The sequence below is a fragment of the Pseudomonas paraveronii genome (genome assembly GCF_963681955.1).
Taxonomy (GTDB): domain Bacteria; phylum Pseudomonadota; class Gammaproteobacteria; order Pseudomonadales; family Pseudomonadaceae; genus Aquipseudomonas; species Aquipseudomonas paraveronii.
This window is the reverse complement of record NZ_OY817130.1, coordinates 6,374,364-6,387,623: the sequence shown is the minus strand read 5'-3', so window position 1 is coordinate 6,387,623 and position 13,260 is coordinate 6,374,364. Positions and strand designations below refer to the sequence as shown.

The 13,260-nt window shown below is 60.9% G+C and carries 8 protein-coding genes; 5 read left to right on the top strand and 3 right to left on the bottom strand.

The genetic code is table 11. The annotated features are described in order from the left end of the window. The first annotated feature begins 9 nt into the window (after positions 1-9). The 5 genes from U5A08_RS29630 to U5A08_RS29610 all read left to right on the top strand — a co-directional run bounded on the left by U5A08_RS29630 (position 10) and on the right by U5A08_RS29610 (position 4,081). Positions 10-885, top strand: a complete 876-nt coding sequence (locus U5A08_RS29630) for a DUF8838 domain-containing protein (RefSeq protein ID WP_253400224.1) — start codon at positions 10-12, stop codon at positions 883-885. Positions 886-901: 16 nt separating this feature from the next. After that, positions 902-1,951 carry an arsinothricin biosynthesis methyltransferase ArsM gene (gene arsM, locus U5A08_RS29625; RefSeq protein ID WP_321849665.1) on the top strand — a complete coding sequence of 350 codons (1,050 nt, stop codon included), beginning with the start codon at positions 902-904 and terminating at the stop codon, positions 1,949-1,951. A gap of 68 nt (positions 1,952-2,019) precedes the next feature. Next, positions 2,020-2,730: an aquaporin gene (locus tag U5A08_RS29620; RefSeq protein ID WP_321849663.1), complete on the top strand. Its 711-nt coding sequence runs from the start codon at positions 2,020-2,022 to the stop codon at positions 2,728-2,730. A gap of 138 nt (positions 2,731-2,868) precedes the next feature. Further along, a complete protein-coding gene (locus U5A08_RS29615) occupies positions 2,869-3,414 on the top strand; it encodes an arsinothricin resistance N-acetyltransferase ArsN1 family B (protein ID WP_321849662.1) in 546 nt (181 codons plus the stop codon). 301 nt (positions 3,415-3,715) lie between these two features. Next, entirely contained in the window at positions 3,716-4,081 is a 366-nt protein-coding gene (locus U5A08_RS29610; protein ID WP_321849660.1) for an avidin-fold protein, read from the top strand. Positions 4,082-4,102: 21 nt separating this feature from the next. Here the strand turns inward: U5A08_RS29610 and pbpC are convergent, their stop codons facing one another. The 3 genes from pbpC to U5A08_RS29595 all read right to left on the bottom strand — a co-directional run bounded on the left by pbpC (position 4,103) and on the right by U5A08_RS29595 (position 13,259). Continuing rightward, the gene (gene pbpC / locus U5A08_RS29605) at positions 4,103-6,400 is read right to left on the bottom strand and encodes a penicillin-binding protein 1C (protein ID WP_321849659.1); all 2,298 of its coding nucleotides are present in this window, start codon (positions 6,398-6,400) and stop codon (positions 4,103-4,105) included. After that, positions 6,381-12,182: an MG2 domain-containing protein gene (locus tag U5A08_RS29600; RefSeq protein WP_321849658.1), complete on the bottom strand. Its 5,802-nt coding sequence runs from the start codon at positions 12,180-12,182 to the stop codon at positions 6,381-6,383. Before U5A08_RS29600 ends, pbpC begins: the two co-directional genes overlap by 20 nt. Positions 12,183-12,326: 144 nt before the next feature. After that, positions 12,327-13,259 (bottom strand): phosphatidate cytidylyltransferase, encoded by a 933-nt coding sequence (locus U5A08_RS29595; protein WP_247408497.1) that lies wholly within the window; start codon positions 13,257-13,259, stop codon positions 12,327-12,329. Position 13,260 lies beyond the last annotated feature (1 nt).

Here is a 13,260-nt window from a genome sequence, read left to right as displayed (position 1 = left end):
AGATAAAAGATGTCGTCACTTACTTTGTTGCAGGCAGCTCTCAGGCTGGCCAACCAAACTGATGGTCTCCAGGTGCCGGGCTATATTGCATGGCGTGCGCATAACGAGTCATTAAACCGAACGCTGAAGGATCGCAAGAACACGCTTTTCATTTGCTCTGCGAACCGAAATGAAGAACTCGCCACCCAGTTAGGGCAGGGTCAGGGCAAAGTGTTCAGCCCGAACATGCATGATGCCGACGCGACCTTGTTCGCGAACATTTATTGGGAAGGCTTCAACGCTGAGCCCGAGTTTGGCCGAATCGCGCAATCGCTCTATGAGCGACTGCAACGTCATGGCCGACTGTTATTTCCGGCGATTCTGTCTGATGAGGAAGCCGTTTCTCTCCGTACCTTTACTGTGGAAGGTTTGGAGTGCAAGCACTCGCTAACTGAGTCTGCTATTGCCGAGCAGCTCTGCGAGGCGGGCTTCCATGGAATCACCTATGAGCTCGCTTCCGAAGTGCCTGTCTCCATTCAGGATGGCATTGAGTTCCGACTGTTCACCGTGAGCGCGTACAAGGGTAAGGCCGGCGTGTGCCTCGACCAGGGGCATGCCGTTATCTACAAAGGCCCCTGGAAACATACCGTCGACGACGACGGCCATACCTACCAGCGCGGCGTCCGTACAGCGGTGTGCGAAAAGACCTTCAATCTGCTGATGTCCGCGCCTTACCAAGGCCAATTCATCCCAGTGCGTTGCTATGTCGAGCCAGCCTTGGACAAGAGCGGCTTCTTCGACTGCAACACGCCTTCAGTTCGAGATCCCAAGGTCACCAAAGGGCTTGTACCTATCGCAGGCTCTGCCGAGGAATCGTGCTGCGCTGATGGTACTTCGTGCTGCTAATCCGGAGATGTGAGTAATGACTTCTGCAATTGAAAACACAATCATCGCCGACTACAACGAGGCGTTGAGCAACGGCAACGTTGTCCTTGAATCGCAACTCACTGAGAGCTGCTGCAGCGACGCTTATGGTGCCCAGTACCTGAAAAACATTCCGAAGCGAATCATCGAGGCCAACTTCGGGTGCGGTAACCCGACCAAGTATGTGCGTGAGGGTGATGTCGTCCTGGACTTGGGGTCAGGGGCTGGCCTGAATTGTTACGTAGCTGCCCAAATCGCCGGCAGTAAGGGTGCTGTCTTTGGTATCGACATCAACCCAAGCATGTTGCTGATCGCTCGTGAAGAAGCGAATGCCTTTCAGAAGGCAACGGATAGCGCACCATTGCGTTTCTACAAGGCATCCGCGAGCAACCTGAAAGTCGATCAGGAGCTCGCCGAAGAGCGTCTGCGTTCGGAACCTTGTGCTGACTGGGCATCGTGGAAAAACTTTGAACAGTTCATCAGCGATAGCTCCGAGTCCAAGCCTCTTATCGACAGCCAGTCTGTCGATCTGGTGATCTCTAACTGCGTGATCAATCTGGTTGGCGAGACTGAAAAGCAGAATGTTTTCGCCGAAATTTTTCGGGTACTGAAACCAGGCGGACGCTTTGCAATTTCTGACAACGTTTCAGATATCGCCATTCCTGATGAGTTGAAACGAGACACTAAGCTGTGGTCGGCCTGCTACTCCGGCGTGCTTCAAGAACAGGACTTCTACAAGCAGCTTCAAGAAGTCGGTCTGACGGGAATAAAGATTGAGGCGAGGAACGACGCCTCAACCAAGCGAATAGGCTCTGTCCGGTTCTACTCCGTCACTGTTACTGGTACCAAGCCTGAAGTTCAGAGCGGGAAGACTGTGACGGTGATCTACCGAGGGCCTGGGCTTGAACTCACCGGTGATAGCGGCAGGGTTTACAAGCGCGGTGTGCTCACGGAGTTGGCCTCAGAAGATGCCTACCTGTCCGCAGACGATGCGCTGTATGTAGTAGAAGGAAGTCTGCCCGTTAAGCCCAAGTCTTGCTGCTCGTAACAGCGTCTGCGGCTACGAGCCAGCTCAGTAGCCGCTACCCCTCAAATCTCTCCTCATAGGCCTATCCAATGAGTACTTCACGGAAGATCTTGGCTGAGTTTCTCGGCACAGCAGTGCTGCTTTGCACCGTGATCGGTTCTGGAATCATGGCTCAGCGCCTGGCGAACGGTAACGATGCGCTAGCGCTTCTTGCCAATGCGCTGGCAACTGGCGCGAGCTTGTATGTACTGATCGTGTGCTTCTCCACTTTTTCCGGTGCGCACTTCAACCCGGTGGTCTCTGTAATCGATTATTTGCGCGGAGGACTGAGCAGTAAGCAACTTGGCCCCTACGTGGCGGCTCAAACAACGGGTGCAATCTTCGGGGTATTCGCTGCGCATTTCATGTTCGAGCTGCCTGTGGTCGAGTTCTCCCATCATGTTCGCACAGGGCCATCGCAATGGTTCAGTGAGTACCTGGCAACGTCGGGATTGGTGCTGACAATTCTGCTGTGCGATAAATATCACAAAGCAAAAGTGCCTCAGGTGGTTGCCGCGTATGTTGTCGCAGCCTACTGGTTCACGTCCTCCACGAGCTTTGCGAATCCGGCGGTGACGATTGCTCGCGGATTCACCGATACATTCTCGGGGATACGGATATCAGACGTACCGCCATTCATCATTGCGCAGTTTTTCGGTGGGCTAACGGCGCTGTTCCTGGCGAAGGTTCTCGGTGGTAAAGAGGTCGTAGTGGATATCCCGCAGCCTGGTCTCCACGAGCAGAAGCTACCAATTCAGTGAACGGTGCTCTCTGCGGTTCGTGGATGTGGTGAGCCCGTCTGAGGCAAAGTTCACGGTTCTATCGCGACATTCTGAAGGGCTGGGCCTAGGTGGTTCAGCCCTTCAAACGCGGTTCTTTAAGGGGCAGCAAGGAAAGACATGAATTATAAAGTGAGGATTGCTACACCCGCTGATGCCTCTGACATCCAGGCTATCTATGCGCCGATGGTTTTGGACACGGTCATTTCGTTTGAGCTGACGCCACCGACTGTCGATGAGATGGCAGCACGAATAGCCGCAACACTGCCAACGTATCCCTATCTGGTAGCAGAGATGGACGGCAAGGTCGTTGGATACGCTTATGCCAGCCAGCATCGAGCCAGGGAAGCCTATCGTTGGTCGGTGGATGTCACCGTGTATGTCGACCCGTCAGTGCACCGAAAAGGGGTTGGTCGTGCCCTTTATCAGCAGCTTCTACCAGTCCTAGAGAAACAGGGGTTTCATGCAGCCTATGCCGGCATCGCCTTACCCAATGCGGGAAGCATAGGTATTCATGAAGCGCTAGGCTTCACCCACATCGGCACCTACCCTGAGGTTGGGTACAAATACGGCCAATGGCATAGCGTGGGTTACTGGCGCAAACCACTTGGTACGGTGACGCCGCCAACAGAAATCATTCCCTTCAGCGACTTAAAGGGAGAGTAGAAACGCAGGTTCAACTCTCTGCCTCAGCGCCTTCCTCGTCGATGACTCTTGGTCCGGCGGCTGACCAGCCGTCGGTGCTGACAAAACTACGTGAAAGCCGCGTCGTTACTGGCTGAGACAGTTTTAATTCTCTATCGTATCCGTCCGGATTGGCATTTTAGGTGGTTGCGACAGTTTTGCGATTCCTCTCAACGAGTCTGCAGGCCGCAAAAACCGTGATGCTCCCGCGACAGTTTTAATTCTCTAAATTCACCGCTGGGTCTCCAGACTCGACCCAGCCCCACGAACGGACGCGACATCGATGGACACTCCCTTCTCCCCAATCCACGCCCGTTTGAACAATCGCCACTTTACGGTCGCGAACAACGCCCACGGGCTATCCGGTGCCGGCACGGTGTTACATTACCTTGTCGAAAGCGATGCCATTTCCGGCACTTACCAAGGCGGTCGAATCCGCATGGGCACGCAGGTCGGGCGCGTGACAGGCGCCGATACCATCGAGTTGCTGTATCAATGCCTGACGCTTGAGGGCGAGCTGCTGGCCGGTTGGTCGCGTGGCACGGTAGGCGTGGATCAGGCCGGGCGTGCCACTTTGAGCTTCGTGTGGGGATGGTTGTCGGGCGCGACGGGCGGTGGGGAGTCGAGCTACGTGGAGACTAGTGCTTAGCGGTTAAGCGCGTTTGCCCGATCACGGCACAAACTCCACCCTCAGCCCCCGGCTCGCACTGCGCCCCTGATCATCACTGACCCGCAATCGATACTCCCCCGACTTGCCCGGTCGCCAATTCAGTGTGGATTGCGGCGGGCCTTGGCCGATCAGGGTCTGGTCGGCAAACCAGTACAACGTCGTCGCGTCGCTGGCCGCGTTGGCATTCAGTGCAATGCTCTCCTGCGGCTGGGACAGGCGCAGTTGGTAGCTCACCTGGGTCAGCGGCGAGCGGATCTGCGGGGCTTCGCTCTGGTCGCTGATGCGGTTGGGCTGGCAGTTTTTCATCACGCTGGGCGGCGTGCGTCGAGCCAGGCCGGCGGCGCGGTACAGGCGTTGTACGTCGCTGGGCCAGAACTCGAAGACCTCTTCGCGGGTGTACTGCGGGTCGAACGGCGGGCAGGCGGCTTTGCCGGTGCGGGTGTCGATCAGCACCGGGCGGTGCAGGTTGGACACGCGAATCGGTGAGACGCCGGGGATGTACCAGGTCTTGCGGGTTTGCGGGCACCAGCGGTTGGGCAACTCGCCGGAGGCTGCGCAGACGTCGATGCGGATCAGCCCGGGCGGCGGCTTGTCGGGTTTGATCTGCACGTTGGGCAAGGCCAGGGGCAGGGCGTCGGCGATGCGGAAGAACAGCGGCGCGGCGGTTTTGGCGCCGATGAACGCGGGGTTTGGTCGCCCGTCGAAGTTACCTACCCACACCACCAGCACGTAGGGGCCGACCAGGCCGGCGCTCCATGCATCGTGAAAGCCCCAGGAGGTGCCGGTTTTCCAGGCGGTGCGCCAATGTCGGCCGGGCAGGCCATCCGGGCGCGGGTTGCGGCGCAGCATGTCGCGCACCATGAAGGCGGCTTGAGGCGTCAGCAGCGCTGGGCCACTGGCCTGGGGCTGTTCCTGCACATAGCGTAAGGGCCGCAGGTGCCCGTCGCCGGCCAGCATCAGATACAGCCGCGCCAGCTCTTCGGGCGTCATCTCGCCGCCGCCGAGGGCCAGGGCCAGGCCGTAATGGCTTTCACCGCGCAGGCCCTTGATGCCGGCGCGTTGCAACAAGCCGTATAACGAAGGCGCCTTCACCTGGCTGGCGAGCCACACGGCGGGGATATTGCGGCTACGGATCAACGCATCGCGCGCCGTCAGTGGCCCGACAAAACTGCCGTCGAAATTCTCCGGTTGGAAGTAGCCGAAGTTACTGGGTAAATCCTTGAGGATGCTCATGGGGTGGATCACCCCCTGGTCCAGCGCCAATCCGTAGAGGAACGGTTTGAGCGTCGACCCCGGCGAACGCCGCGCCAGCACGCCATTGACCTGGCCATGGATGCCTGTGGATAAGTAATCCGCCGAGCCCACCAGTGCTTTGACGCTCTGGTCGCGGCTGTCGATCAGGATCGCCGTGGCGTTTTCCACCCCGGTACCGCGCCGTTCGGCGATAAAGCCGCTGATCAGGCGTTCGAGCAATTGTTGCAAGGGCAGGTTGAGGGTGCTGTTCAACTCGTTACCCGCTTGGGACGCGAGCAACTGTTCGCTCAAGTGCGGCGCCAGAAACGCGATCTGCTGGCGGTTGCGCGCCTCGATGGGCAAATCCAGCAGGCTGTCGTTGCGCGGGTCCTGTGGATAAGTAGCGCGCCAGTCGTTCATCAAGCGCAGCCGTGCGTTTTGCAGCGATGGCCCGAAGCGTGCGCGCCGCCCGGGCTGCTGGGGGATCACCGCGAGTGCCAGCGCTTCGGACAACGACAACTGCGCCGCCGACTTGCCGAAGTAGATGCGACTCGCCGCCTCGGCGCCTTCGATATTGCCGCCCATGGGCGCCAGGTTCAGGTAGGCCTCAAGGATGTCGTGCTTGCTGTAGCGCGCTTCCAGCCACAAGGCCAAGGCCATCTGTTGCAGCTTGCCCGGCACTTGGCGGGTGTTGAGGTCCCACAGGCGCCGCGCCAGTTGCATGCTCAGCGTCGAGCCGCCCTGGCGCTGGCCGCCGCTGTAAGTGGCCATGGCCGCCCGCAGCAACGCCGGGGGATTGATCCCCGGGTGCCAGTAGAAATTACGGTCTTCCTTGAGCAGCAAGGCCTCGATCAATGACGGAGAAAACCGCTCCAGCGGTAGCCATAAGCGATATTGCCCGTCATCCGCCAAGGTCATGCGCAACAGCGAGCCATCGTCGGCCAGCACCACCCTCGACGATGTCACCGCCTGTTCCAGCGGGGCATGCGGCCACAGCCGCAGCCCCGCCAGCAGTACCGCCGCTGCCAGCAGCGGCGTCAGGCGCTTAAGGCTTGGTAATTTCAAGCTGGCCTACTTTGCCGCGCCCTTGCAGGGTGGTTTCGTACATGCCTTCGGCGTAGGCCGGTGGCGTATTGAAGGTGCCTGCGTTGGTGGCGCGCACGCGGTACACGAAAGTGCCTACGTCACGCAGCGCGGTGCCGTACAACACCACCCGATCATCGCGCACGTCCACGTAGTCCGGCTGCCAGTTGCTCAGTTCGGCTTCGCCGATCGGCGCTTGCCAGGCGTCAGACGGTTCGCTGTCTTCTACGTATTCAGCTTCCTCGCCTTCACTGTCCTCGGTGCTGGCGGCTTCCGGCTCCGGCGGCAAGTTATACACAGGCTCGACGCCACCGGGCAGCAGGTCGACCACCGCCACTTGCTGCACTTGATCGCGGTCGGTCGCTCTCAGGCGCAGGCGCACCAGGAACTCATCGCCCACCGCGACTTTGCTCACCGGCTCGCCGTTGAGGTCGAGGTACTCGTGGATGATTTCCAGGCCATTGTTGATCGGCTTGAGCTTGGCGCCTTTATCAAAGCCGGCTTCGCTGAGCATGTAGAACGCTGCCGGGCCGTCGGATTTTTCCAGCAGCAACTTTTGCGTGGCGCCAGGCACGGCGGCACGCGGCGGCTGGCCGGCCATCTCCAGCAGTTGTTGCTGCTTGTCGCCCAGCCACGCGCTGGCTTTGAGGGTCATGTCGCTTTGCGCACGCTGGCCATAGTTGTCCAGGGCGCGCAGTAACAGCGCCGCCGACAGCGAGTTGTAACGTTGCTCGTTAAGGCGCTTGCCGAGTTTATCCAGCAGCGCTGTCGGCACATCGTCCAGCAACTCGGGGAAGTGCCGCGCCAGCAGGTGCAGGTGTTCGGCGTCATGCACCAATGGGTCGTAATACAGGCCGTCGCTGTTCCACTTATCCACAAGCGAACGCCATGGGATCTTACGGAACAGCGTATCGGCTTGGCGATCCTGCTTGAGCAGCTTGTAGCTGGCGGCCAGGTAGGCGGCGCCCAGGTCATTCTGCCAAGTGTCCTTGAAGTAGCTCTCGTAGCGCTCACGGATGTCGCTCAAGGCGCCGCTCACCAGAATCCCCTGACGGCTCAGCAGGTAACTGGCGTAGGCGCGGTTGCGCAATTCCGACAGGCCTTCGCTCGGGCCGTTGGCCAGGTCCGTCAGATAAGTATTGGCCCGTACTAGCAGATCTTCCGGCACCGGCAGCCCGCGTTCCTTGGCTTCGATCAGGAAGTCGGTGGCGTACAGGCTGGCATACGGGGCCACGTCCGGGTTGGCTGCCCACAAGCCGAAACCGCCGGCCTGGTTCTGGCGCTGGCGCAACATCCGCACCGCGCCGGCGAAGGCTTGTTCGGCCTCGGGCGCGTTGCCACCCCAGATCAACGCCGGCATGGCCTTGGACACCAACTGCTCGGTGCAGGCGTAGCCGTAGTCATCCAGGTAATGCTTGAGGCCGTTGGCCCACACCAGCGGCGACGCTGCCATACCCAATTGCACATCGCGCAGTTGGCTGAACAGTTCGCGGGTGGGCTTGAGCTCTTTGCTGGCGCTGTCGAAACGGCCCAGGCTCAAGGCCACGCGATGTTCGCTCAGGGGGCGGATCGAGGTGGTTTCTGCCACCTGAATGCGCTTGCCATTCGGCAACACGGCGATAAAGCGCAGATCTGCCGAGCCGAGGGTGTCGCCGACCTTGATCTTGAACTCGGCGGTGCCTTCCTTGCGCGGTTGCAGTGACAAGGTGCTGCCTTTGTCGCCCTGCACGTTGAGGCCGTCGCTGGTCTGCACTTCAAACTTCACATCCGCCGCCGCATCGAGGTTGCTGAACACCCCGGCGCTCACGTTGAACACATCCCCCGGCGCCACGAAAGCCGGTACGTTTGGCGTGATCACGAGCGGTCCGCGCACCTCGGTTGTGGCCTCGCTGACGCCCACGCTGTCGGCATCCACCGCCACCGCGAACAGGTGCAGCTTGCCGTTGAAACTGTCGGGCACCTGGTAATGCAGCACGGTGTCGCCGGCCGGCAAGTCCACCAGCCCGGACCACCAGGCCACGGGCGGCTGATGTTTACGCTTGAACGGGTTGAGGTGATTGGCCAGCGCGCCTTCGGTATCGCCACCGGGCGCGGCCCCACTGAGCAGACGGCTGAGTTCCGGCAGGATCAGGTCAAGAATCTGACTGGTGCCGACTTCCAGCGCACGCTTCTGGAAGAAGAAGCCCAACGGGTCCGGCGTCTGGTAGCGCGCCACTTGCAGGATGCCTTCGTCCACCGCATACACCACCGCACGGCCCGGGCGGTCGGCGTTGACCTTGATATCCAGGGTCTGCCCCGGTTCGATCTGCGCCGGGCCGTCAACCTTCAATGGCATGCGCCGCGCATCCAGGTTGATGCTGAACGGCACCACGCCATAGGACAGCGGGCTCATGTAAACCTCGGACGAACCGATGTCGCGCACGAACTGCACGTTGACGTAGGCATTGCCCTCAAGCCCTGCGGGCACGCGGATATGTTGCACGCTGTTGGTGCTGTCGGCCTTGAACCACTGCTGGGTGTAGACCTTGTCGCGCTCGATGGTGATCAGGCCCGCCCCGGTGTACGGCGCGCGGACACTGATTGCGATCTCATCTCCCGTCGCGTAACTGCGTTTATCCAGGCGCAGTTGCAGCTCGGCGTTGCGCTCCAGGGAGCGCGAGGTGTTGCCACGCCCGGCCACGCTGTAGTCGATCTGGTTCAGCAGCTTGCCGTTGGCGTCTTTGAGTTGCAGGGTGAAATCGCCTGGGGTGGCAGTGTTCAGGGTTTGCTTGGCGCCGTCCTTGGTCATCACCAGCGGCGAGGCCGGCTGGCTGATGTTTTTGATCCGCGATTCATATTTGTAGGTGCCGTTGGACTGTTTCACCAGCACCGAGACGTAGCGGTGCTCGACCACTTCGCTGGTCAGGCCGTCCACCGCCAGCGGTGTGAGATCCGGCGCGACGGCCAACCATTGCACCTGGCGTGGGGCGTCCTTGGCGACATACGACAGCGAGTCCTGACTTTTCACACCCACCAGGTAGGGCGCAGACGACACCAGCAACGCACTTTGCGCTGCCACATTGCGCCCGCCTTCGGCCTCGAACACCTGGGTCATCACCTGCAGGCGGTAAGTGCTGTTGGCGAAGCGCTGCAGGTTGAGGTCGAGCACGGCTTGGCCGTTGTCATCGACGGTGCTCTCGGCGAGGTCTTCGGTGCTGGCCTCTTCCAGCGTGTCGTTGAGGCGGAAGCGGTAATCGGGGTAACGCTCAAATGCCGCGAGCGTCGGGCTCAGGGACATCTTCGCCGTCACGCGCCGGCCGGACGCCGGGGCGCCGAACAGGTGCATTGCGGTGACCTTGGCCAGCACCTGGTCCGGTGCAATCCAGCCCGGCACCGGCGTGTCGTGCAGGCTCAGGCTGACCTTCATGCGGTCCGGCTCGAAGTCGCGGACCTTGAAGCTGACACTGCCCAGGTCGGTGCGGGTCTGTTTTTCGCCGAGCAGTTGCAAGGTCGCGGTGTAATCCCCGGCGGGGGCCACTTCGCTGCTGGGGAAATCAAAGGTTTCAAAACCGCTGGCGGACAGCTTCAGCGGCTGGCGAATCACTTCCAGGCCGCGCGGGTCGGTGATTTGCAGCTCCACCGGCAGGCCTTGCAGGGCGCCTTTCCAGTTGCCGCTGCGCACGATCATGCCCAGGTGCGCGGTTTCGCCGGGCCGGTACAGGCCACGGTCGGTGAACAGGTAGGCGCTGAGGCGATCGATCGCACCGTCTTCTTGCAAACCACCTACATCAAAGCGCGACAAATCCAGCTGCTGGGACTGACGGGCAATCGGCAGGAAAGATTGGTCATTGCCGCGACTGACCACATACATCAGCGGCGTTTTCTCACGGCGCAGTTCATCGAGTTTGGCGAAATGCGCGTGGCCTTCGGCGTCGGTGTGGCCGCTGGCGACCGGCAAACCGTTACGGCCGATGATGTCGACTTGCGCGTCGGCCACCGGCGAACCATTGCCGATGGACTGCACATACACGTCATGGCTGCCGTCGCTGGAGCGCTTGGCGATGATCCCGAGGTCCGTCACCACGATAAAGCGCAGGTCGCTGGTGCTGCTGCGGGAGTAGTCGAATGTGCGCTCGGCCGGGTCATCCTGTGGGCTGAGCTTGAGTACGAAAATACCGCGCCGGCCGCCGTTGGCGCTCAGGTAGCGGCTGAGATCGACGTTGTCGTAGACGGTTTTCGCCGGGTCGTTGGACGACAGCGGAATATCCAGTGACTGACGCTCGACCATGCGGTCGAAGTACTCATTGCCGAAGTTCGGCCGCGCAAAGCTGCCGCTGCTCTGGTCCACCAAATGTTGCAACTGGTTGGGCAGCAGGCGAGCGATTTCCACATGGGCGCCGGGCACGCCACGGGCCATGAAGCCCAGGCGTTTTTCGCCGGTGAGGCTGAGCAAGGCGCCGTCAGACAGGAACTGCAGCGTGCGCGGATAGGCCGGCATGCTGATCAGCGACGCCGTAGGGTTTTTCGCCAGGTAGCCGCCAATGGCTTCCAGGTTCGCGGGCACGCGCACATACAGCGCACGACCGGCCGGGGCCTTGAACTTGAACGCGTGCAGGGTGTTGAGCGGTTCGACGCTGGGCACGTGGGTCAGGTTGATCTTGGTGCTACGGGCCAGCAGCGCGTCGTCGATGTCGTTGCTGTTATAGGGGCGCGTGTCGTCCTCAGCTTTTTCCGGCAACAGCCACGCCTGGACCTTACCGGCGATGGTGTCATCGGCCACGGCACTGGAGCTGCTGAACATCAACACCGGCTCGGGTTCGCCGCGTTCGTTGTCGACAAAGCTCACTTCGGCAGCGGTAAACGTCAGGCGGTAGCGGCCGGGCACGGTGACTTCGGCCACCAATGGCGCGTTGCTGGCGTTGCCACCGTCACGGGCTTTGATGCCTTCGTCGAGCTTGGCGCTGACGGGCGTGCTTTCCAGTGGGGTGGCCAGGGCGGCGGAGCGTACATAGGCGTTGAGCTGGGTCTCGTCGAAGGTGATTTCCGGGCGATTGGGTAACTGGGCGTCGCGGTAGGCGAGGCCTTTGCCGAGAATGATCGAAACCCGCTTGCGCAGGCTTTCTTCGTCGACCGGGTGGGAAAAGCGGAAAGTCGCCACCAGTTGTTTCAGCGTCGGGTTGGACGGGTCCTGATACAACTCGTTCTGCGAAAGGCTCGCGCGAAACGGCTGGGTGGAGAACTGGCCGCTGTACTCGCTGAGCAACACGCCGTCGGCGAGCAGGTTTTTCTTCGCCAAATCGAAGGTGTAATGGGCGTCGATGGGCCAGTCTTTTTCCGGTGTGAACAGCAACGTGTGGTCATCGGACCAGCGCCAGGCACCGGCCACAGCGGGTTTAAGGGTAATGCCTGCGGTGACCGGCTTGCCTATCGCCGCCAAGGGGGCGACGGACTCGGCAAAACGCACCTGCAGGTTATCCACAACGGCGGGTTGCTGGGTGTAGTCAGTCAGGTTGGGTTTGTGCAGCGAATAACCCACGGTGTGCGGCTGCGGCAGGTTGGAGTACCAATGCCAGCCATAGAACCCGGCGGCGGCCAGCAGCACCAGGCCCAACACCCCGGCACCGGCCTGGCGCGGATAAGCACGGGCCTTGCTCGCCAGGTTCAGCCCGCCACGGCCGATGGCACGCAGCCAGAACGGCGGCCGCCATTGGCCGAACAGGGCACCCACCACAGTCATTAACGCACCGAACAAGCGGCGACAGATCGTTTTTAACGCGTCAAACATGGTGAGCATCCCTGGCTAAGTGCGACGTATCTTACACGCGTCTTTAAGACAAACGATGAGGTCGATACGTCGCATCGTGGGGGGATGTTTATGGGGGGCTGGGATTCACATGTTGATCTTCGTCAGGCTTGAGGGCGCTGTTTGTCAGGTCCACCAATAGCGCACCAGATGAAAGAAAATCGGCGCCGCAAAGCACACCGAATCCAGCCGATCGAGCATTCCGCCGTGCCCCTCGATCATATGCCCCCAGTCCTTCACGCCACGGTCGCGTTTGATCGCCGACATCACAATGCCGCCGGCAAACCCCAGCAGGTTGATCAGCAGCGCAATCAAGAACGACTGCCACGGGTTGAACGGCGTGGTCCACCACAGCGCGGCGCCGATCAGGGAGGAGAGCAGGATGCCGCCGACAAAGCCTTCGACGGTTTTCGACGGTGACAGGTTGGGCGCGATCTTGTGTTTGCCGAACAGCTTGCCGCACACGTACTGCAGCACGTCCGACAGTTGCACCACGATCACCAGGTAGGCGATCAGCAGCAGGTTGCGGCCTTCATAACCGGGGATGTCGAGGGTGAGCAGGGCGGGCACGAAGGACACGCAGAACACCGCGATCATCAGGCCCCATTGCACCTTCGAGGCGCGCTCCAGGAAGTGTGTGCTGTCGCCGCCGAGGGAGGCGAGGATCGGCAGCAGCAGGAACACGTACACCGGGATGAAGATCGAGAACAGCCCGTACCAGTCGGCGTAGATCAGCAGGTATTGCAGCGGCAGCGCCAGGTAGAACGCGGCCACCAGGGCCGGGTAGTCGCTGCGCCGGGTGGGGGTGAGGGTGAGGAATTCGCGCAGGGCGTAGAACGAGACGGCGTAGAACAGCAGGATCACTGCGCCGGTGCCGAGCCAGAAGGCGATGCCGATCACCACCACCATCACCCACCAGGCGTTGATGCGGGCATTGAGGTTGTCGATCACCGCATTCGGCGTGCCACGGGTGCGCAGCTTGAGGATCAGGCCGATCAGCGAGGCGAGTACCAGGATCGCGCCGATCCCGCCGAACAGCATCAGGGTTTGGCTATCCATG